The organism is Streptomyces lateritius, from assembly GCF_014649715.1.
Taxonomy (GTDB): domain Bacteria; phylum Actinomycetota; class Actinomycetes; order Streptomycetales; family Streptomycetaceae; genus Streptomyces; species Streptomyces lateritius.
In genome coordinates this window covers 47,053-73,143 of sequence record NZ_BMTO01000024.1, presented here as the reverse complement: position 1 = coordinate 73,143, position 26,091 = coordinate 47,053, and the positions used below count along the sequence as shown (strand labels likewise).

The window sequence follows — 26,091 nt, the reverse complement described above, 5'->3', positions numbered from 1 at the left end:
CGGTGCAGGGAACCGATCACCTTCCCCGTGGCGACTTCCAGGGCCGCGAACAGGGTGGTGGTGCCGGCCCGGACGTAGTCGTGGCTGCGGCGCTCGGGAACCCCTACTCACCACCCGCTTTTGCTTGTTGCTTGTCTTGTCGCTTGTCGCCCCGCAGGTCAGGGGTGGTCTTCGCCTCCTGCGCGCGCGACCGTGAATACGGCCGGCGGTTGTGGGCTCCGCCAGGGGAAGTCTTCGGGCTTTCCGAGGACGAGTTGGACCACGAGGGCAGCCGGCTCTCTGTTCTGCACCAGCTCAGGCGGATTCGCGGGAAGTTCATCTTTGCCCTCCCGGAGGGAGGAAAGGTTCGCGATGTTCCATTGCCTTCAGCCGTGGCGGACCTTCCCCAGGCCCATTCGGAGAAGTACCCGCCCGGCAAGGTCACGTTCCCTCGGAGGAGGCCTGACGGGCCGTTCGTGACGAAGTCGCTCATTTTCACGGGCGACCAGCGACCAAGTCCGGGTGAGTCACTTCCCCACCGTGCACCCGGGGATCGTGATCACGGCCCACAGGCGGCCCAGTAGGCAGTAAAACGGCCCCGCCCGACAAGGAAATTGCTGGTCGGGCCTACGCCGCCGCAATTCGCGAGACTCCATCTACTTCTGGCCGATCTACACGGGCGCGGCGATCCCCATGGACCAGTGGCGCAGCAGGATGCGGCTGGACACCTGGGTCTAGCCGGGGCGGCGCGGCCGCCCGGTCGCGGTCCGGTAACAAGCGTCTCGGCTGTCACTCCTGTCACCTAGGTTGGAAGGATCACCTGGGGAGGGGAGGCGCAGCCATGCGCAGTGGGGTCAAGGTCGCGATCGTCGGGGGGGTCTTCGTCGTCGTCGCGGGCGGAGTCGGATACGGGGGCTACAACCTCTGGAACGGGATCAATGGCGGCGCGGACGTGGGCTCCCGGTCGGGGACCGAGGAGAAGCGGTCCGGGCCCCTCACCGAGGACGAGGTGACGGGCACCGCCGAGGAGTTCCTGGCCGCGTGGGCCGCCGGGGAGTCGGACCGGGCCGCCCAGCTGACCAACAACCCGGTCGAGGCCGGGCCCGCCGTGCTCGGCCACCGCGAGGGGGCGAGGGTCTCCAAGGCCGTCATCACCCCCGGCCCCGCGGTCGGCGCGAAGGTGCCGTTCACGGTCAGCGCCACCGTGACGTACGAGGGGACGTCGAAGCCCTGGACGTACACCTCGGAGCTGACGGTGGTGCGCGGGCTGACCACCGGCCGGCCGCTGGTCGACTGGTCCCCGGCCGTCATCCACCCGAAGCTGACCAAGGGCTCCACCCTGCGGACCGGGGCTGCGAAGACCGCCGCCATCAAGGCCGTCGACCGCAAGGGCCTGGAGCTGACGAAGGAGAAGTACCCCTCGCTGGGGCCGATCCTGGACCAGCTGCGGGAGAAGTACGGCGCGCGGACGGGCGGGCAGCCCGGCATCGAGACCTGGGTCGAGAGCGCCACCGAGGGCGTCCCGAACACGACGCTCGTCACCCTCGCCCAGGGCCGGCCGGGCACGTTGAAGACCACCATCGACGCCGACACGCAGGCGGCGGCCGAGCGGGCGGTGAAGCGGTTCGGGCAGGCGTCCGTGGTCGCGATCAAGCCGAGCACCGGGGAGATACACGCGGTCGCCAACGCCCCGGCGCAGGGCTACAACACGGCCTTCCTCGGCAAGCAGGCCCCCGGCTCGACCCTGAAGATCGTCACGGCGGCACTGCTCCTGGAGAAGGGCCTGGTCGCCGCGGACCGGCCCACCGAGTGCCCGAAGAACGTCACGTACTACGGCACCACCTTCCGCAACCTGAAGTACTTCGAGCTCGGTGACGTCCCCTTCTCCAAGAGCTTCGCCGAGTCCTGCAACACCGCCTTCATCAAGAAGATCGACGAGGTCGGCGACGACGAGGCACTCGGCAAGGAGGCCCGGGACGTCTTCGGCATCGGCCTGAACAACTGGAAGACCGGCATCGACTCCTTCGACGGCAGCATCCCGGCCGAGACGCGCGGCGAGGCGGCCGCCCAGTACATCGGCCAGGGCACCGTCCAGATGAACGTGCTCAACATCGCCTCGATCACCGCCACCGCGAAGAACGGAACCTTCAAGCAACCGTTCCTCGTGGCCCGGAGCCTGGACGACCGGCCGTTCGCCGAGGCCGCCCGCTCGCTGCCGGGCCCGGTCGCCCGCCAGCTGCGCGACATGATGCGGCTCACGGCGACGAGCGGCACGGGCGCGGAGGCGATGGCGGGCGTGCGCGGGGACAAGGGCGCGAAGACGGGCTCGGCCGAGGTGGGCGGGCAGGCGACCTCCAACAGCTGGTTCGCCGGCTTCGCCGGGGACCTCGCGGCCGCGGCCGTCGTCCAGGCGGGCGGTCACGGCGGGGACGCGGCGGGCCCGCTGGTCGCGAGCGTGCTCAAGGCGGGGTGAGGGAGGGGCGGTCCGGGCACGGCGGAAGCTCGGGGGGGGGCGGCCGGAGCTTGGAGGCGGCGGGCACTTGGCAGCGCGGCCGGGCGCGGGAGCGGCCGGGCGCGGCGCGAAAAACGCTCGCGTGGCCCGTACACGTACCGCTAGCGTGCGGACCATGACCGAATCGCTCGCGCATCCACTCTTCGCCGCGGCCCTGCGGGACCTGGGTCTCGACGTGGAGGTCCGCCGCTTCCCCGACGAGACCCGCACCGCCGCCCAGGCCGCCGAGGCCATCGGCTGCGAGGTCTCCGAGATCGTCAAGTCGCTGATCTTCGCGGCGGACGGGGTCCCGGTCCTGGTCCTGATGGACGGCTCCTCGCGCGTCGACGTGGAGCGGGTACGGCAGGAGCTCGGCGCCGAGGCCGTGACGCGGGCCGACGCGCGGGTCGTACGGGAGACCACGGGGTACGCGATCGGGGGCGTCCCGCCCTTCGGGCACCGTACGCCGACCCGGGTCCTGGCCGACCGGGGGCTGCTCGACCACGAGGTGGTGTGGGCGGCGGCCGGTACCCCGCACACGGTGTTCGCCCTCGACCCGAAGCAGTTGATCGCCCACGCGGGCGGCGCCCTGGTGGACGTCCGGGAGCGGACGACGTGACACCGCTGGTCGCGGCGGCGGTGCTGATCGCCGCCGTGACGCACGCGAGCTGGAACGCGATCGCCCACACCATCCGCGACCAGCTGCTCTCCTTCACGCTGATATCCGGCGGCGGAGCGCTGATCGGCGGGGCCCTGGCCCTCTTCGTACCGCTGCCGGCGGCCGGGGCGTGGCCGTACCTCGTCGCCTCCGCCCTGCTCCACATCGGCTACTACGCCCTGCTCATGCGGTCGTTCACGCTCGGCGACTTCGGCCAGATGTACCCGATCGCGCGCGGTACGGCTCCGCTGGCGGTGACCGTGCTCGCCGCCGTCTTCGTCGACGAGATCCCGGACGGCTGGCAGCTCACCGGCGTCGCGTTCGCCTGCGCCGGCCTGACGGGCCTGGCCCTGTGGGGGATCCGGGGCTCCGGACGCCGTCCCGACTGGCCGGCCCTGCTGGCGGCCGGCGCGACGGGCCTGGCGATCGCGGGCTACACGGTCGTCGACGGCGTCGGGGTGCGCGCCTCGGGCACCCCACTCGGCTACATCGCCTGGCTGATGGTCCTGGAGGGCCTGGCGATCCCGGCCTACGCCCTCGTCCGCCGCCGATCCGCCCTGCTCCCCCAACTCCGCCCCCACGCCGTCCGGGGGTTGATCGGCGCGGCCCTGTCGGTCGCCGCCTACGCCCTGGTGCTCTGGGCCCAGACGAGGGCGGCCCTGGCCCCCATCGCGGCTCTGCGGGAGTCCTCGATCATCGTGGGGGCGGCCATCGGCGCCCTCTTCTTCAAGGAACGCTTCGGGGGGCCGCGGATGGCGGCGGCCGGCCTGATGGTGGTGGGCATCGGCCTGATGCTGCACACGAGTTGACGCCGCCGGGCTACTCCCCGAGCACCTCGGCGAAGTGGGTGTTGACCGCGAGCAGCCCGCCGTCCACCCGCAGCGTCGTGCCGGTGATCCAGGCCGCGTCCCGGGAGGCGAGGAAGGCGACCGCGGCGGCGACGTCCTCCGGGGTGCCGACCCGGCGCAGCGGATAGACCCGGTCGGCGAGCGCGGCCAGCTGAGCCTGCCTGGACTCCCAGGCGCGGGTGGCGATCGTGCCCGGGGTGACCAGGTTGACCCGGACCCCGCGCGGGGCCGCGTCGCCCGCCAGGGTCCGGGTGAAGGAGGCGAGGCCCGCCTTGGCCGCGCTGTAGGCGTGGCCTCCGAAGTCCGCCTCGGCATTGACCGAGCCGATGTTGACGATCGCGCCGCGGCCGCCCGCCGCGAGCAGCGGCAGCGCGGCGCGGGCACAGCGGACCGCGCCCATCAGCGTGACGTCGAACTGGTACCGCCAGCCGTCCTCGGTTTCGTCCTCGAACCGAGCCGTGTCCGGCAGGTCCCGGGCGAAGGCGTTGTTGACGAGGACGTCGAGCCGGCCGAACGCCTCGACCGCGTACGCGACCGCCGCCGCCACCGACTCCGGGTCACCGACGTCGCACCGCATGGCAAGCGCCCCCGGCATCCCGCCGGCCGTCTCCCGCGCCGTCTCTTCGTCCAGATCGACGACCAGGACCCGCGCGCCCTCGTCGGCCAGCCTGCGAGCCGTGGCGGCCCCGATGCCGCGCGCCCCGCCCGTGATCAGTGCCGCGTACCCCTCGAATCTGTCCATGGGCTGATCACAACACCGCCCGCACCGACCGCACCAGGGCCTGGGCGCGGGGGTCCGCCGTCACCGTTTTGCGCATGCCGTTCGTCACGTAGCCGAAGGCGATGCCCGACTCGGGGTCGGCGAAGCCCAGGGAGCCGCCGCGGCCGGGGTGGCCGAAGGAGGTGGGGCCCAGGAGGGGGGAGGCGGGGCCGTGGAGCATGTGGCCGAGGGCGAAGCGGGTGCCGACCATCAGGACGCGGTCCGGGCCCGCCGACTCCTCCGTGCGGGCGAGGGTCAGCGTCGCCGGGGCGAAGAGGCGGACGCCGCCGTCGACGGGGCCGAGGGTCGAGGCGTAGAAGCGGGCCAACGCCCGCGCGGTCGAGACGCCGGCGGAGCCGGGCAGTTCGGCGGCCCGGTAGACGGGGTCGTTCTCGTCCGGCTTGGGGTCGATCGCCCCGAAGGCGCGCCGGGTCAGCGACTCGGGGTCGCGGTAGGCCTCGGTGACCGCGCGCTTCGGGCGGAGCTTCAGCGCGCCGCTGCCGGGCGGCTCGATCTCCTCCACGGGGCCGAGACGGCCGACCCGGTGGGCCTCCTCGAACGGCAGCCCGATCCACAGGTCGAGGCCCAGGGGGCGGGCGATCTCCTCGGCGACCCAGCGGCCGATGGTGCGGCCGGTGACCCGGTGCACCAGGCCGCTGAGGAGCCAGCTGAAGGTGTGGGCGTGGTAGCCGTGCGCGGTGCCTGGCTCCCAGGCGGGCGCCTGTGCGGCGATCGCGCCCGTCGCGGTCTCCAGGTCGACGGCCTCGGCGAGGGTCAGCGGCCGGTCCAGGACCGGCACCCCGGCCTGGTGCGCGAGGAGCTGCCGTACGCTCACCCGGTCCTTGCCCGCCGCCTTGAACTCCGGCCAGTACGTGCCCACCGGGGCGTCCAGGTCCAGCTGCCCGCGCTGGTGCAGCAGGAGCGGTACGGCGGCGGCGACACCCTTGGTCGCCGAGCGGACCACCTGGGCGGTGTCCACGGCCCACGGGGTCTCCCCGTCGACGTCCCGGGTGCCCGCCCACAGGTCGACGACCTTGACGCCGTCGCGGTACACGGCGACGGCCGCGCCCCGCTCGCCCCGCTGCTCGAAATTGCGCAGGAACGCGTCCCTGACCGGCTCGAATCCCGCCGCCACCGTGCCCCGGACGTCCACGCGCTCCACACTCCTTCTCGTTCGCTGCTCCCCGCGTCACCCCATGGTGCAACGTGGGCGGTGAGGCACCGATTCCGGGTGGGGTCGGGTGGGGTCAGACCACGGACCGCGGCACGAAGCCGAAGGGCAGTTCCAGGCGGTGGCGGGCCATGAGGTCGGCGTCGGCCAGGACGTCCTGAGTACGGCCGTCTCCCGCGATCACCCCGTCACTGAGGATCACCGAGCGCGGGCAGAGCTCCAGGGCATACGGAAGGTCGTGCGTGACCATCAGGACCGTCACGTCCAAGGAGCGCAGGATGTCGGCGAGTTCGCGGCGCGAGGCGGGGTCGAGGTTGGAGGAGGGCTCGTCCAGGACCAGGATCTCCGGCTCCATCGCGAGCACCGTCGCCACCGCCACCCGGCGCCGCTGGCCGAAGGACAGGTGGTGCGGCGGCCGGTCGGCGAACTCCTCCATGCCGACCCGGGCGAGCGCCGTACGGACGACGGCCTCCAGCTCCGCCCCGCGCATCCCGGCCGCGGCCGGCCCGAAGGCCACGTCCTCGCGCACCGTGGGCATGAACAGCTGGTCGTCAGGGTCCTGGAAGACGATCCCGACCCGGCGCCGGATCTCGGCCAGGTTCCGCTTCTCGACGGGGAGACCCGCGACGGCGACCGTCCCCGCACCGGCGGTGAGGATGCCGTTGAGGTGGAGGACGAGGGTGGTCTTGCCGGCGCCGTTGGGACCGAGGAGCGCGACCCGCTCGCCGCGCCGGACGGTCAGATCGACGCCGAAGAGCGCCTGGTGGCCGTCGGGGTAGGCGTAGGCGAGGCCGCGTACGTCCAGCGAAGGGGGAGTCATAGCGTCCATCCGAGGAGGCAGATGAGGAGGGCGGTGAGCGGGAGCGCGGCGGCACAGGTCCACTGGGCCCGGGTGGCGGTCACCTCGTCGATGACCGGCATGGACCCCTCGTAACCCCGGCTGATCATCGCCAGATGGACACGTTCACCGCGCTCGTACGAGCGGATGAAGAGCGCGCCGGCCGACTTGGCGAGGACGCCCCAGTGGCGGACGCCCCTGGCCTCGAAACCGCGCGAGCGGCGGGCGACGGACATGCGGCGCATCTCGTCGGTGATCACATCGCCGTACCGGATCATGAAGGAGGCGATCTGGACGAGGAGAGGGGGCAGCCGGAGTCGCTGGAGGCCGAGGAGCAGCGCCCGCAGTTCGGTGGTGGAGGCGAGGATCACGGACGCGGCGACGCCGAGGGTGCCCTTGGCGAGGACGTTCCAGGCGCCCCAGAGACCGGGGACGGAGAGCGAGACACCGAAGACGGTCGTCTGCTCGCCGGGGACGACGAACGGCATGAGGAACGCGAAGGCCACGAACGGGACCTCGATCACGAGGCGCCGCAGCACGAAACCGGCCGGGAGGGCGGCCGTCGCCGCCACGGCGCCGAGCAGGACGGCGTAGAGCGCGAAGGCCCAGACCGCCTCGCGGGGCGTGGAGACCACGACCACCACGAAGCCGAGGACGGCTGCGAGCTTGGTGTGCGGCGGCAGCGCGTGGACCGGCGAGTCACCCCGCCGGTACAGCTGATGGGCGTGCCCCGCACCCATGTCAGACGCTTTCTGCCGTACGGGACTCACTGGACGGCGCACTCGGCGGCGCACTTGCCGTACGCCGACGGCGTACGGCCCAGAACGCGCCGGTGCCCACCGCGAGCGTCGCACCCACGCCGATCACGCCCGCCAGGCCGCCCGAGAGGCGGGCGTCCTCGACGTCCTTGACGCCGTAGTCCGCGAGCGGGGAGCCGGCCGCCGCGTGCTCCTCGACGTTCTTGTCGATGCCCTTGTCGGCGGCGACCTTCTCCAGGCCGTCGGGGTTCGAGGAGGCGTAGAAGGAGACGAAGCCGGCCAGGACGAAGGCGGTGACCAGGCCGCCGATCCACACCTTCTTCGGGGAGCCGGCCGGGGCGGGCGCCGCGGCGGTGGCCGGGACCGCGTCGACCAGCTCGCCGTCGACGCGCAGCTTGAGCGGGGCCGTCAGGCCCCGGGCGCCGTGGACCAGGTCGGGGCGGACGGCGACGACCGCGCCGACGGTCAGCATGGTGATGACGGCCTCGCCGATGCCGATCAGGGTGTGCACGCCGACCATCGCCGTGAGCACCTTGCCGATCGGTACGTCGGTGGTGCCGCCGATCGCGTAGACCAGGGTGAAGGCGGCGGCCGCGGCGGGCACGGAGACGAGCGCGGCCACGAAGGAGGCGACGGTCACCGAGCGGCGGGTGCGGGGCAGGACGAGGACGAGTCCGCGGAAGAGGGCGTACGCGACGACGGCCGTGACGACACCCATGACGGTGATGTTCACGCCGAGCGCGGTCAGGCCGCCGTCCGCGAAGAGGATGCCCTGCATCAGCAGGACGACGGCGATGCAGAGCACGCCTGTGTACGGCCCGACCAGGATGGCCGCGAGCGCGCCGCCGAGCAGATGTCCGCTGGTCCCGGCGGCGACCGGGAAGTTCAGCATCTGCACGGCGAAGATGAAGGCCGCGACGAGACCGGCGAGCGGAGCCGTCCGCTCTCCCCCGTGGCCTCCGGCACGGGAGGTGCCCTCAAGCTCCCTTCGCGCTCCGCGCAGGCTGACGGCGACGGCGCCCACGGCGACGACTCCGGCTGCGGCCGACACGGGGGCGTTGATGAATCCGTCAGGTACATGCACGGCATTGATGATAAGCGCCACCTGCAAAGAGCTTGCAAGAGCGCACGGGTCACAAATGAAGTCGGCGCATGCGCCGTGAAATATGGGACATTAGGAACTAGTAAGACGAGTGTGAGGAGTCGGCCGATGCAGCCCGCCGCGGATGACCATGCCGTCGAGGATCACGCCAAAGGCAGGATCATCACCGACGCCCCCCTCTCCCGAGCCGTCCCCGTCGCCCTGCGCTACGACCCCGGCGCCGCCCCCGCCACCGTGCGCTTCGTCTTCCCCGGCAACATCGAGTGGTCCTTCCCGCGCACCCTCCTCGAAACCGGGATGCGGGCCCCCGCCCGCCGCGGGGACGTCGGGATCTGGCCGTGCGGGCGGGTGCAGACGATCGTCGAGTTCCACACGCCGGACGGCGTCGCGGTCGTCCAGTTCGACTCGACGGCGCTGGTGCGCTTCCTCAGGCACACCTACGCCGTCACCGCGTCGAGTTCGTCGACACGATGACGGCGTAGGGCCGCGTCGGATCCCCGTCCCCACAGGTTCCGGCGCGTTCCGGGGCGGGCCCTCCGCTCAAGAGGCCGCCCCGGGGATCAGGTGGTCACGAGCGGCTCAGACGTTCACCAGCTCGCGCTCCGGACCGTGCGGGCCGCGCGGAGAGTCCGGGGAGCCGGTGGTCTTCGCCAGCCCCTCGCCCTCCACGTCCACGTTCGGCAGCACCTTGTCCAGCCACTTCGGCAGCCACCACGCCTTGTGCCCGAGCAGCGCGAGCACCGCCGGGACGATCGCCATCCGGACCACGAAGGCGTCGAAGAGGACCGCGATGGCCAGACCGAAGCCGATCATCTTGATCATCTGGTCGTCCATGCCGATGAATCCGGAGAACACCGCGATCATGATCACCGCGGCCGCGGTGACCACCCGGGCGCTGTGCCGGAAGCCGGTGACGATCGCCTCGCCGGGGCGCTCCCCGTGGACGTACGCCTCCCGCATCCGGGTGACGAGGAAGACCTCGTAGTCCATGGCCAGACCGAAGACGACGCCCACCATGAAGATCGGCATCATCGACATGATCGGGCCGGGCTGCTCGACCCCGAAGAGGCCGCCGAGCCAGCCCCACTGGAAGACCGCGACGACCGCGCCGAGGGCGGCGACCACCGAGAGCAGGAAGCCGAGGGCCGCCTTCAACGGCACCAGGATCGAGCGGAAGACCACCATCAGGAGCAGGAAGGCGAGACCGACGACCAGCGCCAGATAGGGCAGCAGCGCGTCGTTCATCTTCTGCGAGAAGTCGATGTTCATCGCGGTGGCGCCGGTGACCAGGACGTTGTCGCCGGTCGCGTCGCGGATGTCGTGGACCAGGTCCTCGGTCTCGACCGAGGAGGGCCGGTCCTTCGGGACCACCGTGATCATCGCCGTGTCGCCGGCCTTGTTGGGCGTCGGCGGCGTGACGGCCACGATCCCGTCCAGGCCCTTGATCTTCTCGACGGTGGACTCGGCGGCGGTCTCGTCCCCGTCGACGACGACCATCAGCGGCCCGTTGAACCCGGGACCGAACCCGTCCGACAGCAGGTCGTAGGCGCGCCGCTGGCTGGTGGAGGTGGGCGAGGAGCCGTCGTCGGGCAGGCCCATCTCCAGCGAGGCGGCGGGCAGCGCGATCGCGCCGAGGCCGAGGACACCGACGAGCAGGACCATGACGGGGCGGCGGATCACGAACCGGGCCCAGCGGGTGCCCGCGTTGGGCTTGGCGTCCGCCTTGCCCGTCTCCGCCTTCGTCAGGTCCACAGCGCCCGTGGCCGCGCCCTTGCGCTGCTTGCGTCCCATGACCTTGGAGCCCGCGAACCCGAGCAGGGCCGGGATCAGGGTGAGCGCGATGAGAACGGCGATCAGGACCGTACCGGCGGCGGCGAAGCCCATCTTCGTCAGCATCGGGATGTTGACGACGGCCAGGCCGACCAGCGCGATGACGACGGTCAGACCGGCGAAGACGACGGCGGAGCCGGCCGTCCCGACCGCGCGGCCCGCGGCGTCCTCGCGCTCCCGGCCCTCGGCCAGCTCGGCGCGGTAGCGGGAGACGATGAAGAGCGCGTAGTCGATGCCGACGGCGAGGCCGATCATCATCGCGAGCGTGGAGGTGGTGGAGCCGAGGTCCAGGACGCCGGCGAGCGCGGTGATCGAGGAGACGCCGATGCCGACGCCGATGATGGCGGTGAGCAGCGGGAGTCCCGCCGCGACCAGCGAGCCGAAGGTCATGACCAGGACGATGCCGGCGATGACCACGCCGACGATCTCCCCCGCACCGGTCGCCGGGACGGTCTGGAGCGCGTCGCCGCCGATCTCGACGGTCAGTCCCTGCCCCTGGGCGTCGCGTCCGGTCTTCTGCAGCGCCTCGCGCGTCGCGTCGCTCAGCTCCATGCCGGAGGCCTTGTAGCTGACGGAGACGTAGGCGGTCGAGCCGTCCTTGGAGACCGCCTGGGCGGTGTACGGGTCGGTGACCGAGGCGACCTGGTCGGAGCCCGATTTCAGCTCACCGACGACCTTCTCGACCTTGGCCTTGTTCGGCGCGTCGGTCATCTTCTGGCCGTCGGGGGCCTTGAAGACGACCCGGGCGGTGGCCCCGTCGGCGTTGCCGCCGGGGAAGCGCCGCTCGAGGAGGTCGAAGGCCTTCTGGGCTTCGGTGCCGGGTATCGAGAACGAGCTGGAGGTCGCGGCGGGCGCGGTGGCGGCGCCGGCTCCGGCGAGCGCGAGCAGCGCGACCCAGAGGAGGGCGACGAGCCGTCGGCGCCGGAACGCGGAGCGACCCAGCTTGTAGAGAAACGTGGCCACGGGGGCGTACTCCCATTGGTGGGTGGGACAGGGCATGGGGAGCCGGCCCGACGGCGTGAGCGGTGCGCAGCGTCAGGGGGTGCGGGTGAGGACGTGTCGGTGGTACCGGCCGGGGAAGCCGGTGCGGGGTTGCGGGTCAGACGCCGAGTGAGGGGAGCACGACGGCGTCGACGTAGGCGCTGAGGAAGGCGTGGTCGACCGGCTGGTCGTCGATCAGCGGGCGGGCGACGAACGCCCCGATCAGCATGTGGGGGACGAGTTTCAGCGCCAGGTTGTCGGCGCTGACCTCACCCCGGTCCACTGCCCGGCGCAGCACTTCGTCGAGTCCGGTCATCTCGGGTTCGATGAGCAGCTCGCGCAGGGCCCGGTGCAGGTCGGGGTTGTCGTGGACGGCATGGGCCAGACCCCGCATCAGCGCGGAGTCCTTCTCCATCTGGCAGTCGTCGGTCCGCTCCAGCATCGCGTGGAAGTCGCCGCGCAACGTGCCGGTGTCGATCTCTCCGAGACTGACGGGCTTGTTGTGGCGCAGGGCCCTGGCGACGAGCTGCGGCTTGCTCCCCCACTGGCGGTAGAGGGTGGCCTTGCTGGAGTGGGTGCGGGCGGCGACGGCGTCCATGGTGAGGGCGTCGTAGCCGACCTCGCGGAGGAGGTCGAGCACGGCTTCGTACAGCTCGGACTCGCGCTCTGGGGTGAGCCTGCTGCGAGCCATCAACGGTCTCCATCCGAACGAAACGGTTTCGTACAGTACGAAGATACCCACTCAAGTAGCGAAACGAAACCGTTTCGTACGTGTCGTGAGCCACACGTAGCCGCACGTGGCCACACGCGTACGCGCGTACGAGTTGCCGCGCCCCCTTCGCGCGGAAAGCATGAGGAGGTGAGTGACGACGTCGCGTATCTCCGCTTTCCGCACCTCCACGACGACCTGCTGTGCTTCGCGGCCGAGGACGACCTCTGGGTCGCCCCCCTCGAGCCCGAGGGCCACCGCCCCGGCCGGGCGTGGCGGCTCACCGTCGACCGGACCCGGGTCGGGCACCCGCGCTTCTCCCCCGACGGGACCCGCATCGCGTACACGAGCTGGCGAAGTCTCGACCCCGAGATCCACCTCGCGCCGGTCGACGGCGGGCCCTCACGGCGGCTGACCTACTGGGGCTCCACGGACACCCGTGTCTGCGGCTGGTCGCCCCCCGACAAGGACGGCAGGTCAGACATCCTCGCCGTCTCCTCCCACGGCCAGCCCTTCTCGTACTTCTCCTGGGCGTACACCGTCCCCACCGACGGCTCCCCCGGCAAACGCATGCCCTGGGGCCCGGTCTCGGACATCGAGGTCGCCGACTTCGAAGGCGCCTCCGGCGTGGAGCGCCGCACCCTGCTGCTCACCGGGAAGCCGCCGCACGAGCCGGCCGCCTGGAAGCGGTACCGGGGCGGCGCCATGGGCCGGCTGTGGCTGCACGGGGAGCAGCTGCTGCCGGACATCGGCGGCCACCTCGACTCCCCGATGTTCGTCGCCGGCCGGATCGCGTTCCTCTCCGACCACGAGGGCGTCGGCAACCTCTACTCCTGCCGGCCCGACGGCACCGACCTGCGCCGCCACACCGACCACGACGCCTTCTACGCCCGGCACGCCTCCAGCGACGGCCGGCGGGTGGTCTACCAGTGCGCCGGCGACCTGTGGATCGTCGACGCGCTGACCGAGGACTCCGTCCCGCGCAGGCTGGAGGTACGGCTCGGCGGCCCGCGCGCCGGCCGGCGCCGCTACCAGGTGCCCGCCGCCAGCCACGTCGACGCGATCTCGGTCGACGAGACGGGCCGGGCCAGCGCGGTCTCGGTGCGCGGCAGCCTCTACTGGCTCACCCACCGGGACGGCCCCGCCCGCACGATCACCGACACGCCCGGCGTACGGGTCCGGCTGCCCGAGATGCTCGGCAGCGGCGGCCAGGTCGCCTACGTCACCGACGCCGAGGGAGAGGACGCGATCGAGGTCGCGTACCTGCCCCGGGCGAGCGGCGACCGCGAGCCCCGACGGCTCGCCTCCGGCGAACTCGGGCGGGTCGAGGAGATGGTCTCCGACCCGGACGGCGAGCGCCTGGCCCTCGCCTCCCACGACGGCCGACTCCTCCTCATCGACGCCACCGAGGACTCCAACGGAGAGGTCACGGAGCTGATCCGCTCGATCAACGGGCCCGTCCGCGACCTCGCGTTCTCCCCCGACGGCGCCTGGCTGACCTGGTCGCATCCCGGGATCGGCCGTTCGCTGCGCCAGATCAAGATGGCCCGGATCTCCGGCCCCGGGGCGCGGACGGTCATCGACGTCACCAACGGCCGCTTCGAGGACGAGAACCCCGTCTTCACCCGGGACGGCCGCTATCTCGCCTTCCTGTCCTGGCGCGGCTTCGACCCGGTGTACGACGTGCACACCGGCGACCTCTCCTTCCCGCTGGGCTGCCGCCCCTACCTCGTACCCCTATCGTCGGCGACCCCGTCCCCGTTCGCGCTGCTCCCCGACGGGCGTCCTGCGGCGGGCGGCCTGGACCCGGGCGAGAGCGAGACGGAGAGCGGCGAGGGGACCGTGATCGTCGAGGTGGAGGGGCTGCCCGACCGGGTCACGCCGTTCCCGGTCGCCGCCTCCAAGTACTCGGCCCTGCACCCGGTCAGCGGCGGCGGGCTCGTCTGGCTGCGCTGGCCGATCTCGGGCGCGCTCGGTGAGACCTTCGCCAACCCCGCCGACACCACGGGCCGGCCGACGCTGGAGTACTTCAACATCACCAAGGCCCGCAAGAGCGAACTCGTCCAGCACCTCGACTGGTTCGCGGTCAGCGGCGACGGAACCCGGCTCGTCGTGGTCGACGAGGGTGATCTGCGGGCGGTGCCGTCGACCGAGATCGGGGACAGCGACTCGACCGTCTTCCTCGACCTGCGCCGCATCCTGCACGAGGTCGACCCGGAGGCGGAGTGGCGCCAGGCGTACGACGAGGCGGGCCGGATCATCCGCGCCTACTTCTGGGAACCGAACATGTGCGGCGTGGACTGGACGGCCGTCCTGGACCAGTACCGCCCCCTGGTCGAACGAGTCGCCTCCCCGGACGAGTTCGCCGATCTCCTCCGGGAGGTCCTGGGCGAGCTGGGCACCTCGCACGCGTACGTCTCGCCCGCGCGGCGCAACGAGGGCCCGCCGCACTACCAGCGGCCGATGGGCCTGCTCGGCGCCAACTTCGTGCCGCGCGACGGCGGCTGGATGGTCAAGCGGATCCTTCCGGGCGACTCCTCCGACTCCAAGGCGCGTTCACCGCTCGCGGGCACCGGCATCCGCGAGGGCGCGATCCTCACCCATGTCGACGGCCGGCCGGTGGACCCGGTCTGCGGCCCGTACCCGCTGCTCGCCGCCTCGGGCGGTACGACGGTCGAGCTGACCTTCCAGCCGGCGGAGGGGGAAGGCCGCGCGCGCCGGGTCGCGATCGTGCCGCTGATCGACGAACGGCCGCTGCGCTACCAGGACTGGGTGGCCAAGCGCCGTGCGGTGGTACGGGAGGTCAGCGGCGGCAAGTGCGGATACCTGCACATCCCCGACATGGGCGGTTCGGGCTGGGCACAGTTCAACCGGGACCTGCGCATGGAGGTCTCCCGGCCGGCGCTGATCGTGGACGTGCGCGGCAACGCGGGCGGCCACATCAGCGAACTGGTCGTGGAGAAGCTCACCCGCAAGATCCTGGGCTGGGACCTCACGAGGAACGCGCAGCCCGTGTCGTACGCGTCGAACGCGCCGCGCGGCCCCGTCGTCGCCCTCGCCGACGAGGCCACCTCCTCGGACGGTGACATGATCACGGCCGCGTTCAAGCTGCTCGGCCTCGGCCCGGTGGTCGGGCAGCGGACCTGGGGCGGCGTCGTCGGCATGACGGGCCGCCACCGGCTGGGCGACGGCACGCAGATCACTGTGCCGATGAACGCGGCCTGGTTCCCCGAGTACGGCTGGTCGGTGGAGAACCACGGCGTGGAGCCCGACCTGGCCGTCCTGCGCACGCCGCTGGACTGGGCCGAGGGCCGGCACGCCCAGCTCGACGACGCGGTCGAGGTGGCCCTGTCGCTGCTGGCCCAGACCCCCGCGGCCGTCCCCCCGGGCTACGACTCGGTCCCGGACCGCTCCCGCCCGAAGCTGCCCCCGCGGGCGGGCTCGTAGGAGGCCTCGGCCCGCCCACCGGGCGTCACCGGCGCGACGGCTCCCGGGGGCGGGCTCGAAGGAGGCCCCGGACCTCCCCAGCGGGCGTCACCGGCGCGACGGGACGGCTCCCGAATCCGTCGCGCGCTCGAAGCCGGCCCCAAGGTCCAGCTCGTAGGCGGTCCCGGGCTGCCCGTCGAGCGTCACGCTCCCCACGGCTCCGAAGCCGACGCGCCCGAGCACGGCCCTTGACGCGGGATTGTCGAGGGTCGTGGCGGCGCGCAGCGTCCGCAGCCCGTAGACCTCGACGGCCAGCCGGCACACCTCCCGTACGCCGGCCGTCGCGAGCCCCCGACCGGCGGCCTTCTCGGCGACCCGGTAGCCCAGTTCGGCCGAGCCGTCCGCCTGGTCGACGTCGACGAGGTTGAAGCGCCCCAGGATCTCGCCGCCCTCCCCGACCAGGACGTGGAAGAGGATCGCGCCGGTCTCCTGCTCGTCGAGCAGGGCCTGGTGCCGCCGCTCGAACGCGGCGAAGTAGTCGTCTCCCCGGTCGGGGACGGAGGCGGCGAAGAATCCCCGGTTCTCCCGCTCGAAGGCGAGCAGGGCGGGGGCGTGGTCGGATCGCAGTCGCTCAAGTACGGGCATGGGCGGCACGGTACGGGGCGGAGTGCCGCAGACGCCGGGAATTACGAAGGTCCACCGCGGAACGCGAAAGGCGCACCCGGCGTCCCGGGTGCGCCTCCTCGAAGGACAGACGTCAGGCGTCGTAGTCCCGGTTGAAGCGGTCCTGCTCCTCCTGGCGGGCCCGGCGCGCCTCCTCGGGGGAGGGGCGGCCCTTGGCCTGGGAGGCTCGCTGGGACGCTTCGTCCCTGGCGTCGCCCACCTTCTGCTTCGCCTGCTGAGCGGCCTGCTGCGCCTTGTCCTTGAACTGTTCTGCCTTGCCCATGAAGGTTCACTCCTAGATGGGGTGTGAGGGGTGAGGGGCGGGTCGCCCCTGGGGCCTCGACCAGCGTGGCACGGCCGGACACTCTGCGCATTTCGATCAAATACGCTCCGTACGCGCCTGCTCGTCGGCCGCCCCTCCCGCGCCCACCAGGCCCTTGGAGACACCGGCCAGACGAGGCTCGAAGCGCCTCATCTCGCGTTGGCCGACCGTGGCGATGATCCCCGGCAGGTAGCCGCGGACCGACTGCATCCCGCGCAGCCACCACTGGGCGTAGACGTGCGGCGAGCGGCGCTCGATGCCCGCGACGATCCGGTCGACGGCCGGGCCCAGCGGGTACGTCCGGTTCGACGGCCAGGGCAGCCGCTGCCGCAGCTCCTTCATCACGTCGTCCTGGTCGGCGCCCCTGACCATGTCGGTGTCGGTCCAGGAGAGGTAGCCGACGCCGACCCTCACCCCCTTGTGGCCGACCTCGGCGCGCAGGCTGTGTGCGAAGGCCTCGACGCCCGACTTGGAGGCGCAGTACGCCGTCATCATCGGCGCCGGGGTGATGGCCGCGAGCGAGGCGATCTGCAGGAAGTAGCCGCGGGACTCCATCAGGACCGGCAGGAACGCGCGGCCGGTCACCGCCCCGCCGATCAGGTTGACCTCGATGACCCGGCGCCAGGCGACCGGGTCGGAGTCCACGAACGGACCGCCCGCCGCCACGCCCGCGTTGGCGACGACGATGTCGACCTTGCCGAAGCGCTCCTTGACCTCGACCGCCACCCGGGCCATCGCCTCATGGTCGGTGACGTCCGCGTGCCACCAGTCCGCCTCGGTGTGCAGCCGGGCGGCGACCTGCTTCAGCTCCTCCGGCTCCAGGCCGACCAGCGCGATCCTCGCGCCCCGGGCGGAGAGCTTGCGGGCGAGGAGTTCACCGACGCCCCGGGCCGCTCCGGTGACGACCGCCACCTGTCCTTCCAGACTCACCCTGCTCATGCGTCCTCCTTCACACCCAGGTACATGACGGCCAGTTGACGGATCTGCGCGGTGACGGCCTCGGGGGCCTCCACCGGCGTCATGTGTCCCATCCCGGCGAGTTCGACGAGCCCCACGCACCGGGGCAGCGCCCGCGCCACCTCCCGCGCGTGGACGGGCGGGGTCATCCGGTCCGCCGTGCCGACGAGCACGGCCACCGGCAGGCTCAACTCCCGTACACCGGCGTCGAGATCCAGCTCCGCGAGCACGTGCGACCAGGCCACCCGCGTCGCCCGGGGACAGGCGTGCACGATCCGGGCGCAGGTGTCGACCCGCTCGGGCGCCGATCCCGGCCCCATCGTGGCGTACTTGAGGATCTTCCGGGAGACGGGCGTGACCGGCCCGAGCGGCGCTCTCGCTCCCAGGATCCCCCTGGTCAGCCGGGTCCGCAGTCCACCGGGGCGCAGGGGTACGACGAGGGACTCGGCCGTCAGCCGGCCGGGGCCCGTGGAACACAGCAGCGCGGCGGCGGCGTGCTCGCGGAAGCCGGGCCGGCCGGCGGCCGCCATGAGCGTCATGCCGCCCATGGAGTGCCCGGCGAGCACGGCCTTCTCGCCGGGTGCGAGGGCCGCGGCGAGCACGGCTTCGAGGTCGTCGGCGAGCGCGCGCGTCGAGTAGCCGGGGCGGCCGACGCCGGGGGTGCGGCCGTGGCCCCGCTGGTCGTAGGCGATGACCCGGTGGTCGGTGGAGAGCGCCCGGATCTGCTCGGCCCAGAAGGCGATCGAGCAGGTCCAGCCGTGGGCCAGGACCACGGCGGGGGCGCCCTCGGGCCCGTACACCTCGACATGGATGGGCGATCCGTCGGCGGAGACGGCGGTGAGTTCGCGGGGGTTCGCGACCAGTCTCACCCGACCGCCGCCGTCCCGCCCGGGCCGGCTCCTGCGGCCGTCGTTCGCGAGCCGGCTCACTTGACCGTCTCCTTCTCACGGGAGGGGGTGAGCGGCGCCGGCCCCTGCGCGGCCGACTCCTGCGAACCGGACCCCTGCGGGGCGGCCGGGGCGCGCAGCACCTCGTACTCCGCCAGGTCGACCTGCCGTGTCTCGCGCCGGAACTCGGACGTCGTGCCCGGCCACAGCGTGGTGTTGCGCCCGTTGGCGTCGAGGTACCAGCTGCTGCAGCCGCCCGCCTTCCAGACGGTCCGCTCCATGCGGGCCTGCACCTTGCGGTTCCACGCCCCGACGGCGGACGGCCGGGCGGCGAGGGCGGCGCGCCCGCCGGGCCCGTCGTGCGAGAGCAGGTTCAGCTGGCGCATGTAGTCGGCGAGGTAGTTCAGCTGCGACTCGATCATCAGGATCATGGAGGAGTTCCCCAGGCCCGTGTTCGGGCCGATGATCGTCATCCAGTTGGGGAAGCCGGCGGCGGTGGCACCGCGCAGCGACTCCATGCCGTCCTTCCACGACTCGGCCAGCGTGTGGCCCTCCGCGCCGACGACCCGTTCGGCGATCGGCATGTCGGTGACGTGGAATCCCGTACCGAAGATGATCGCGTCGACCTCGGTCTCGGTGCCGTCGGCCGCCACGACCGTGTTGCCGCGGACCTCCTTCAGACCCGAGGCGACGACGTCGACGTTGGGGCGGGCGAGCGCCGGGTAGTACTCGCTGGAGAGCAGGATGCGCTTGCAGCCGATGCGGTACGACGGGGTCAGCTTGGCGCGCAGCGCCGGGTCCTTGATCGCCCGGGCCATGTTGGCCTTGGCGAGCGACTCGACGAGGCCGAGCTCGTTCGGGCGCTTGGTGAAGGCGCTGACCTGCAGTTCGCGGATGCCCCAGAGGAGCCCTCGGCGCAGGGTCCCGGTGGCGGGGAGCGCCCGGTGCAGCCGGCGCTCGAGACCGGTGATGGCACGGTCCATGCGCGGCATCACCCACGGGGGCGTGCGCTGGAAGAGGGTGAGCTTCCCGACCTTCGGCTGGATCGCGGGCACGATCTGGATGGCGGAGGCACCGGTGCCGACCATGGCGACGCGCTTGCCGGTGAGGTCGTAGTCGTGGTCCCACCGCGCGGAGTGGAAGACCTTGCCGGGGAACTCGGCGAGCCCCGGCATCTCGGGGATCTTCGGGTCGGAGAGGGGGCCGGTCGCGGAGACGACCACGTCGGCGCTGAAGGAGCCCTGGCTGGTCTCGATCTCCCAGCGCAGCGCGTCGCCGTCCCAGCGCATCATCCGCACCTCCTGGTTCAGCCGCAGGTGCGGGCGGAGCCGGAAGGTGTCGGTGACGTGCTCCAGGTAGGCGCGGATGTGGCGCTGCCCGGAGAAGGTACGGGGCCAGTCGGGGTTCGGCGCGAAGGAGAAGGAGTAGAGGTGCGAGGGGACGTCGCAGGCACAGCCCGGGTAGCTGTTGTCCCGCCACGTGCCGCCGACGGAGCCGGCCCTCTCCAGGACGACGAAGTCGGTGATCCCTTCCCGGCGCAGCCGCACGGCGGCACCCAGGCCGCCGAACCCCGATCCGATCACCGCCACTCGTACATGCTCGTGATTCGCCATGCCGCCTCCCGTGCGCCCGGCCAAGATTCCGCCAGCAATCACTGGCACAATCGGGACTGTAGAGCAGCGGCATACCGAGCGGTAGGGGTCGGGCGCGGGAAAGTTACCGGCGGTACAACATAGGCTTGCGGACGTGGCAGACCGATCGGACGACGTGACGGGACAAGTGGGACGGCAGGCGGCACGGGAGACGGCGCGACGGACGACGCGGGAGCCGGACCGGGAAACCGCACGGCGGAACGGCGTACGCGAGTACCGCATGGAGGAACTCGCCGCGGCCGCCGGCATCACCGTGCGCACCCTCCGCTTCTACCGCGAGCGCGGCCTGATCGCGCCGCCCCGCCGCGAGGGCCGGATCGCCTGGTACGACGACCACCACCTGGCCAAACTCCGCACGATCGCCGCCCTGCTGGAACGCGGTCACACCCTCAACGGCATCGCCGACCTCAACACCGCCTTCGAGAGCGGCAAGGACGTCAGCGAGGTCCTCGGCCTCGGCGAACCGACCGAGGAGGAGCCGGTACGGCTCACCCCGCAGGAACTGGCCGACTACTTCGCCGGCGAGGTCACCCCCGAGAACCTGCTGGCCGCCCTGGACCTCGGCTACCTCGCCACCGACGGCGACGCGATCGTCCACATCAGCCGCCGCCTGCTCGACGTCTCCGCCGCCCTGGTCAGGGAGGGCATCCCGCTGGCGGCCGTCCTGGAGGCGGGCCGGGCGGTCCGCGAACACGCGGACGCGCTGGCCGGGCTCTTCACCGAGCTGCTGCGCGAGCACGCCGAGGAGAAGGACATCCAGCGGCTGCGCCCGCTCGCCAAGAGCGTGGTGGACGCGGAGCTGTCGATGGCCCTGGACCGGCGGCTGCGCGAACACCCGTAGCGTCGGCGCGCAGGACACGGCACACGTCGGGGCCCGTCGACGAGCGCGGCATCGCGTGGCTGCGCGCGCCGGCGATTCCCCGAACCCCTGCCGGCGGCGCGATCCCCCAAGCCCCCCTGCCGGCCCCGCCCTTCGCCGCTACAGCTCGTAGACCGCCGTGACGGGCGCGTGGTCGCTCCAGCGCTCGCCGTGGGTGGCGGCCCGCTCGACGTACGCCTTCACGGCCCGCCCCGCGAGCCGCTCCGTCGCGACCTGGTAGTCGATACGCCAGCCGCTGTCGTTGTCGAAGGCACGCCCGCGGTAGGACCACCACGAGTAGGGCCCTTCCTGGTCGGGATGGAGGGCGCGGACCACGTCGACGTATCCGGTCTCGTCGAAGACGCGGCCGAGCCAGGCGCGCTCCTCAGGCAGGAAGCCGGCGTTCTTCTGGTTGGCCTTCCAGTTCTTGAGGTCGGCCTCGCGGTGGGCGATGTTCCAGTCGCCGCAGACGACGACCTCGCGGCCGTCGGCGGCGGCGCGCTCCTTGAGCTCCTTCAGGTACGGCAGGAAGGCGTCCATGAAGCGGATCTTCTCGTCCTGCCGCTCGGTGCCGACCTCACCGGAGGGCAGGTAGAGGCTTGCGACGGTGACGCCGGGCAGGTCGGCCTCGATGTAGCGTCCGCTGCCGTCGAACTCGCCGGAGCCGAAGCCGACCCGCACCTGATCGGGCTCGCGCCGGGTGTAGAGGGAGACGCCCGCCCGGCCCTTGGCGGCGGCCGGGGCGTGGGCGGTGAACCAGCCCTCGGGCGCCCGCACCTCAGCGGGGAGCTGGGATTCCTCGGCGCGTACCTCCTGGAGGCAGACGGCGTCGGCGGAGCTGCCGGCGAGCCACTCCACGAAGCCCTTCTTGGCTGCGGCGCGGAGGCCATTGACATTGACGGTCGTCACGGTGAGCATCCCGGGAGAATACCGACACCATCCCGTCGCATACATGTACGATACATCGCATGCGTATTCGCCACATCCCCTACGACCACCCCGACGCGGTCAAACTCGACGACGCCGTGCAGCTGGAGTACGCCGCCCGTTACGAGGACGAGGGCGACGCCACACCGCTCGACGCCGGCATGTTCGTGCCGCCGCGCGGGCTCTACCTCCTCGCGTACGACTCCGAGGACCGTCCCGTGGCGTCGGGCGGCTGGCGCACACAGGACGCGAACGACAAGGGTTACGCGGACGGCGACGCCGAACTGAAGCGCATGTACGTCGTCCCGGAGGCGCGCGGTCTCGGCCTCGCCCGTCGCATCCTCGCCGCACTGGAGGAGGACGCCCGGGCGGCCGGGCGCATCCGGATGGTCCTGGAGACGGGGACGGCGCAGCCGGAGGCGATCGGGCTGTACACCTCCAGCGGCTACGAACCGTGCGCGAAGTTCGGCCTCTACCGCGAGTACGAGAACAGCCGCTGCTTCGCCAAATTGCTGACGCGCCCCTGACAAATCACCGTTCTCTCTGGCACCCTTCTCACGCACGTCGATCCGCACCGTTCTCATCCCCCACCTGCCTCGGCAGAAGGAGACATGCGTGAGACGCCATCGCACAGTCACGGCCGTCCTGCCGGTCGTCGGAGCCCTGCTCACCGGCGCGTTGACCACGACCACCGCGCAAGCGGCACAGCCCCCCGGCCACACCGTCACCACCGCGGAACAGCGGCGGGCCGCCGCCTTCTGGACCGCCGACCGCATGCGTTCGGCCACCCCGCTCGACCTCCGGATCACCCCGGGCACCTTCAAGGACATCGCCCGCTCGAAGGACGTCGCCCGTTCACCCCGGGCCACCACCGTCGCCCCGACCACGGCCGCCCCTACCGCCTTCCCGCAGCCGGGCGGGCCGTGGACCGGCGGCGGCGCGGTCGTGAAGACCTCGGGCCGGGTGTTCTTCACCTTCCAGGGCCGCACGGCCTCCTGCTCCGGCAACGCGGTCACCAGCCAGAACGCGAGCACGGTCATCACGGCCGGCCACTGCGTGAAGTACCAGGGCTCCTGGCACACCGACTGGGTCTTCGTCCCGGCGTACGACAACGGCAGCGCGCCGTACGGCCGCTGGACGGCGACGAAGACGCTCACCACCCCGCAGTGGGAAGCGAGTGAGGACATCAACTACGACGTGGGCGCGGCGGTCGTCGCCCCGCTGAACGGTCAGAAACTGACCGCCGTCACCGGCGCCCAGGGCATCCAGTTCAACGGCGGCTACAACAAGCCGATGTACGCCTTCGGCTTCCCGGCCGCCTCCCCGTACGACGGCTCGAAGCTGATCCACTGCGCGGGGAACTCCTCGAAGGACTTCCTCTTCTCCCAGGACCACGGCCTCGCCTGCAACATGACGGGCGGCTCCAGCGGCGGACCCTGGTTCACCGGCTTCAGTGAGGCCACCGGCACGGGCCTCCAGGTCTCGGTGAACAGCTTCGGCTACACCTTCCTGCCCAACCGCATGTTCGGCCCCTACTTCGGCAACGACGCGAAGACGCTCTACGACCGGGCCCAGGCGTCCTGACGCGGCACTGAGCCGGGAAACGCGAAGATCCCGTCCGATCTTTCGATCGGACGGGATCCTCATTGTCTGTGGACCTGTGGGGATTTGAACCCCAGACCCCCTCGATGCGAACGAGGTGCGCTACCAGACTGCGCCACAGGCCCTTGCGACGTGTGAAACATTAGCATCCCGATCGGGGTACTTGGAAATCCGCTCCCCCGCAGGTCAGCCGAGGCGCCCGTACCGGGCCCCCGGCCGGGTCACTCGTTGGCGGCGCGGGGGCGGTCGTCGTCCGCGTACTGGTCGAAGAGCGGGGTGCGGCCGTGGTCGCGGGTGCGGGACTTCGGGGCCGGGCGCTGGCGCGGGGCCGGGGCCGGGGCCGGCGGTGGGGTCGGCGCCGGGGCCGGGGCCGGGTCCGCCGCCGTGGAGGAGCGGGCCGAGCTCCAGGTCTCCGGGTCCGTGATGTCGACGCCGCTGGTCGCCCGCGGGGCGACCGGGGCGGTGACGTAGGTGGGCAGCGGCACCGGGACCGGGTCCCAGCTGTCGCCGCGGGCCGGGCCGCGGTCGCGCTGCTGGTCCACCCACTCGGCGTGGTCCGTCTGCTCGACGAGCGCCCGGCGGCCGGCCTCCTGGGGGGAGAGGGCGGGAGCGGGCTCGGGTTCGGGGCGGGCCGTCTCCCCGCCCTCCTGCGCGGCGGGCTGCCGGCGCGGCGGGCGGCTCTCCCGCAGCCGGGCGGCCGCCGCCTCCGCGCGCCTGCGGTCCATCACGTAGACGAAACGCCGCCGCTCCTGCGTCCGCAGGTGCACGATGTACGCGCTCAGGAGCACCGCCGGGGCCGCCGGCGCCCACAGGAACGCGAGGCCGCCGACCGCGGCGACGACCGCGCCGAGGGTGAAGGCGAGGAAGAGGACGACCGTGGTGCGCCGGCGCCGGGCGAGGACCTTGCCGCGCCGGGCGCGCTCGGCCGCCGCCTTCGAGGGCCGCCGGTCCGGCGAAGCCGGAGAGGAGGGCGCCGGAGCCGGGGCGGGTTCCGGTTCGGGGAGCTCGAGACGGGCTTCCGTCCTGGCCGCGGGCGCGGAGAAGGCCCGGACGTCGACCGAGCTCAAATGCTCCGTCTCGGCGTCCGGATCCACGTCGGGCCGGCCGTCGTCCACCCCTCGGTCCCGTTCCTTCAGCTCCTTGGCGTACCGGCGCTCCATTCCCGCCCGTCCGGACAGCAGCCGGATGGCGGTGCTGAAGCGTTCCGTCGGACGGGCCTCGTTGAGCTCGTCCTGCCTGCGGAGCCACATCGGCACCAAGTAGGCGGCCCAGGCCCCGACGATGACTGCGTAGATGAGGCCGCTGCTGCTCACGCCTCACACCGTAGAGGGGTTCACGTGAGGCCATCGGCCAATTGAGCCGGTGTGTCGCACGATCTGGCTGATATCACTGAAATTTTTTGTGATTGTTCCGATCGATTGGGCGTCAACTACCGATCGAATTCGAACACTTATTTCATTGCGCGGGATGGGGCGGCCTCGACCGGTGCCAGCGGCGCAGCAGGCCCTCCGGCACCTCCTCCGCCGTGAGCGCGTAGACGAGATGGTCACGCCATGCCCCGTCGATGTGGAGGTAGCGGGGACGGAGCCCTTCCTCCCGGAATCCCAATTTCTCCACGACCCGCCGCGAGGGGCCGTTCTCGGGCCGAATACAGACTTCCATCCGGTGCAGGCCGACCGTGCGGAAGCAGTGGTCCACGGCGAGCGCGACCGCCGTCGGCATGACACCGCGCCCGGCCACCGCGCTGTCCACCCAGTAGCCGACGTGGCCCGAGCACATCGAGCCCCAGGTGATGCCGGCCACGGTGAGCTGGCCGACCAGCTCGCCCCGGTACTCGATCACGAACGGCAGCATCCGCCCGGCCTGCGCCTCCGCCCGCAAATGGCGGACCATCTGCCGGTACGTGGGGCGCTGCGCGAGCGGCGCGCCGGGGGCGGGCGGCGGGACGGTCGCCTCCCAGGGGCGCAGCCAGTCGCGGTTGCGCCGGTTCACCTCACGCCAGGCCCGCTGGTCGCGCAGCTTTATCGGGCGGAGCACGATGTCTCCGTCGACGAGGACCACGGGCCAGGACGGGATCATGACGGTCTGGGGTGGTCGCCGCCGCGGATCTGGTCGACCCCGTGGCGCAGCAGCGGCTCCAGGACGGCGAGCCCGTCGCGCACCCCGCCCGTGGAACCGGGCAGGTTCACGATCAGCGTCCCCCGCGCGACGCCCGCGAGGCCCCGGGAGAGGGCCGCTGTCGGGACCTTCTCCCGGCCGTACGCGCGGATCGCTTCGGGGATACCGGGAATCTCGTGGTCGAGGACCCGGCGGGTGGCCTCGGGGGTGGCGTCCGTCGGCGAGATGCCGGTGCCGCCGGTGGTGAGGATGACGTCGTACCCGGCCTCGACGCCGGCCCGCAGCGCGGCCTCGACCGGCGCCCCGTCCGGGACGACCTGCGGGCCGTCGACCGCGAAGCCCATCCGCGCCAGGCCCTCGGCGAGCAGCGGACCGCCCTTGTCCTCGTACACCCCGGCCGCGGCGCGGTTGGAGGCGGTGACGACGAGGGCACTGTACGGGGCGGAGAGCGCCCCGCCCGTTTCGGGACCGTGCGCCGCGGGCGCGGGCTCCGGCGCCAGTGGCGCGGTCTCGCGCGCCGGCTCGTGTCCGTGCGTCTCGTGCGCCCCGGCCA

The 26,091-nt window shown here is 72.2% G+C and carries 24 protein-coding genes and 1 tRNA gene; 8 read left to right on the top strand and 17 right to left on the bottom strand.

Going from position 1 to position 26,091, the window contains the following annotated elements; genetic code table 11:
* Nucleotides 1-820: 820 nt before the first annotated feature.
* The 3 genes from IE136_RS33665 (at nucleotide 821) to IE136_RS33655 (ending at nucleotide 3,937) form a co-directional block, all read left to right on the top strand.
* Entirely contained in the window at nucleotides 821-2,452 is a 1,632-nt protein-coding gene (locus IE136_RS33665) for a penicillin-binding transpeptidase domain-containing protein (protein ID WP_189602381.1), read from the top strand.
* 154 nt (nucleotides 2,453-2,606) lie between these two features.
* Nucleotides 2,607-3,089 carry a YbaK/EbsC family protein gene (locus tag IE136_RS33660; RefSeq protein WP_158988035.1) on the top strand — a complete coding sequence of 161 codons (483 nt, stop codon included), beginning with the start codon at nucleotides 2,607-2,609 and terminating at the stop codon, nucleotides 3,087-3,089.
* On the top strand, nucleotides 3,086-3,937 hold the full coding sequence (locus IE136_RS33655) for an EamA family transporter (protein WP_158988036.1): 852 nt from the start codon (nucleotides 3,086-3,088) through the stop codon (nucleotides 3,935-3,937). The genes IE136_RS33660 and IE136_RS33655 overlap by 4 nt, the downstream gene beginning before the upstream one ends.
* A 10-nt stretch (nucleotides 3,938-3,947) precedes the next feature.
* Here the strand turns inward: IE136_RS33655 and IE136_RS33650 are convergent, their stop codons facing one another.
* The 5 genes from IE136_RS33650 to IE136_RS33630 form a co-directional block, all read right to left on the bottom strand.
* The gene (locus IE136_RS33650) at nucleotides 3,948-4,718 is read right to left on the bottom strand and encodes an SDR family NAD(P)-dependent oxidoreductase (protein ID WP_158988037.1); all 771 of its coding nucleotides are present in this window, start codon (nucleotides 4,716-4,718) and stop codon (nucleotides 3,948-3,950) included.
* 7 nt (nucleotides 4,719-4,725) lie between these two features.
* Nucleotides 4,726-5,889 carry a serine hydrolase domain-containing protein gene (locus IE136_RS33645; protein ID WP_158988038.1) on the bottom strand — a complete coding sequence of 388 codons (1,164 nt, stop codon included), beginning with the start codon at nucleotides 5,887-5,889 and terminating at the stop codon, nucleotides 4,726-4,728.
* A gap of 94 nt (nucleotides 5,890-5,983) precedes the next feature.
* On the bottom strand, nucleotides 5,984-6,727 hold the full coding sequence (locus IE136_RS33640) for an energy-coupling factor ABC transporter ATP-binding protein (RefSeq protein ID WP_189602380.1): 744 nt from the start codon (nucleotides 6,725-6,727) through the stop codon (nucleotides 5,984-5,986).
* Entirely contained in the window at nucleotides 6,724-7,485 is a 762-nt protein-coding gene (cbiQ, locus tag IE136_RS33635) for a cobalt ECF transporter T component CbiQ (RefSeq protein WP_158988040.1), read from the bottom strand. Before cbiQ ends, IE136_RS33640 begins: the two co-directional genes overlap by 4 nt.
* A 1-nt stretch (nucleotide 7,486) precedes the next feature.
* Nucleotides 7,487-8,587 (bottom strand): energy-coupling factor ABC transporter permease, encoded by a 1,101-nt coding sequence (locus IE136_RS33630; RefSeq protein ID WP_158988041.1) that lies wholly within the window; start codon nucleotides 8,585-8,587, stop codon nucleotides 7,487-7,489.
* Nucleotides 8,588-8,713: 126 nt separating this feature from the next.
* Here IE136_RS33630 and IE136_RS33625 point away from each other — a divergent pair, with 126 nt between their 5' ends.
* On the top strand, nucleotides 8,714-9,079 hold the full coding sequence (locus tag IE136_RS33625; protein WP_158988042.1) for an SsgA family sporulation/cell division regulator: 366 nt from the start codon (nucleotides 8,714-8,716) through the stop codon (nucleotides 9,077-9,079).
* Nucleotides 9,080-9,184: 105 nt separating this feature from the next.
* On the opposite strand, the gene IE136_RS33620 is transcribed toward IE136_RS33625, so the two are convergent.
* Both IE136_RS33620 and IE136_RS33615 read right to left on the bottom strand, forming a co-directional pair.
* Entirely contained in the window at nucleotides 9,185-11,398 is a 2,214-nt protein-coding gene (locus IE136_RS33620) for an MMPL family transporter (protein ID WP_158988043.1), read from the bottom strand.
* A 136-nt stretch (nucleotides 11,399-11,534) separates the two neighbouring features.
* The gene (locus tag IE136_RS33615; RefSeq protein ID WP_158988044.1) at nucleotides 11,535-12,107 is read right to left on the bottom strand and encodes a TetR/AcrR family transcriptional regulator; all 573 of its coding nucleotides are present in this window, start codon (nucleotides 12,105-12,107) and stop codon (nucleotides 11,535-11,537) included.
* A 168-nt stretch (nucleotides 12,108-12,275) separates the two neighbouring features.
* Here IE136_RS33615 and IE136_RS33610 point away from each other — a divergent pair, with 168 nt between their 5' ends.
* Nucleotides 12,276-15,572 carry a S41 family peptidase gene (locus IE136_RS33610; protein ID WP_158988045.1) on the top strand — a complete coding sequence of 1,099 codons (3,297 nt, stop codon included), beginning with the start codon at nucleotides 12,276-12,278 and terminating at the stop codon, nucleotides 15,570-15,572.
* 87 nt (nucleotides 15,573-15,659) lie between these two features.
* Here the strand turns inward: IE136_RS33610 and IE136_RS33605 are convergent, their stop codons facing one another.
* From IE136_RS33605 to IE136_RS33585, 5 genes are all read right to left on the bottom strand, one after another.
* Nucleotides 15,660-16,196, bottom strand: a complete 537-nt coding sequence (locus tag IE136_RS33605; RefSeq protein ID WP_158988046.1) for a GNAT family N-acetyltransferase — start codon at nucleotides 16,194-16,196, stop codon at nucleotides 15,660-15,662.
* 112 nt (nucleotides 16,197-16,308) lie between these two features.
* Nucleotides 16,309-16,497 (bottom strand): hypothetical protein, encoded by a 189-nt coding sequence (locus IE136_RS33600; protein ID WP_189602379.1) that lies wholly within the window; start codon nucleotides 16,495-16,497, stop codon nucleotides 16,309-16,311.
* A 96-nt stretch (nucleotides 16,498-16,593) separates the two neighbouring features.
* Complete coding sequence (locus tag IE136_RS33595) at nucleotides 16,594-17,475, bottom strand: SDR family oxidoreductase (protein ID WP_189602378.1); 882 nt, start codon at nucleotides 17,473-17,475, stop codon at nucleotides 16,594-16,596.
* Entirely contained in the window at nucleotides 17,472-18,362 is an 891-nt protein-coding gene (locus IE136_RS33590) for an alpha/beta fold hydrolase (RefSeq protein WP_158994364.1), read from the bottom strand. Before IE136_RS33590 ends, IE136_RS33595 begins: the two co-directional genes overlap by 4 nt.
* 56 nt (nucleotides 18,363-18,418) lie before the next feature.
* On the bottom strand, nucleotides 18,419-19,993 hold the full coding sequence (locus IE136_RS33585; RefSeq protein ID WP_189602377.1) for a flavin-containing monooxygenase: 1,575 nt from the start codon (nucleotides 19,991-19,993) through the stop codon (nucleotides 18,419-18,421).
* A gap of 259 nt (nucleotides 19,994-20,252) precedes the next feature.
* Here IE136_RS33585 and IE136_RS33580 point away from each other — a divergent pair, with 259 nt between their 5' ends.
* Complete coding sequence (locus IE136_RS33580) at nucleotides 20,253-20,873, top strand: MerR family transcriptional regulator (RefSeq protein ID WP_158994366.1); 621 nt, start codon at nucleotides 20,253-20,255, stop codon at nucleotides 20,871-20,873.
* A 138-nt stretch (nucleotides 20,874-21,011) separates the two neighbouring features.
* Here the strand turns inward: IE136_RS33580 and IE136_RS33575 are convergent, their stop codons facing one another.
* The gene (locus IE136_RS33575; protein WP_158988049.1) at nucleotides 21,012-21,809 is read right to left on the bottom strand and encodes an exodeoxyribonuclease III; all 798 of its coding nucleotides are present in this window, start codon (nucleotides 21,807-21,809) and stop codon (nucleotides 21,012-21,014) included.
* A gap of 50 nt (nucleotides 21,810-21,859) precedes the next feature.
* Here IE136_RS33575 and IE136_RS33570 point away from each other — a divergent pair, with 50 nt between their 5' ends.
* Both IE136_RS33570 and IE136_RS33565 read left to right on the top strand, forming a co-directional pair.
* Nucleotides 21,860-22,345 (top strand): GNAT family N-acetyltransferase, encoded by a 486-nt coding sequence (locus tag IE136_RS33570; RefSeq protein WP_158988050.1) that lies wholly within the window; start codon nucleotides 21,860-21,862, stop codon nucleotides 22,343-22,345.
* Between the two features lie 88 nt (nucleotides 22,346-22,433).
* Nucleotides 22,434-23,402, top strand: a complete 969-nt coding sequence (locus tag IE136_RS33565) for a trypsin-like serine peptidase (protein WP_189602376.1) — start codon at nucleotides 22,434-22,436, stop codon at nucleotides 23,400-23,402.
* A gap of 69 nt (nucleotides 23,403-23,471) precedes the next feature.
* Here IE136_RS33565 and IE136_RS33560 read toward each other — a convergent pair.
* From IE136_RS33560 to IE136_RS33545, 4 genes are all read right to left on the bottom strand, one after another.
* A tRNA-Ala gene (locus IE136_RS33560) sits at nucleotides 23,472-23,545 on the bottom strand.
* Between the two features lie 96 nt (nucleotides 23,546-23,641).
* Nucleotides 23,642-24,733, bottom strand: a complete 1,092-nt coding sequence (sepX, locus tag IE136_RS33555) for a divisome protein SepX/GlpR (protein WP_158988052.1) — start codon at nucleotides 24,731-24,733, stop codon at nucleotides 23,642-23,644.
* Nucleotides 24,734-24,875: 142 nt separating this feature from the next.
* Nucleotides 24,876-25,499 carry a GNAT family N-acetyltransferase gene (locus IE136_RS33550; protein ID WP_189602375.1) on the bottom strand — a complete coding sequence of 208 codons (624 nt, stop codon included), beginning with the start codon at nucleotides 25,497-25,499 and terminating at the stop codon, nucleotides 24,876-24,878.
* Entirely contained in the window at nucleotides 25,496-26,038 is a 543-nt protein-coding gene (locus tag IE136_RS33545) for a MogA/MoaB family molybdenum cofactor biosynthesis protein (protein WP_158994368.1), read from the bottom strand. Before IE136_RS33545 ends, IE136_RS33550 begins: the two co-directional genes overlap by 4 nt.
* Nucleotides 26,039-26,091 lie beyond the last annotated feature (53 nt).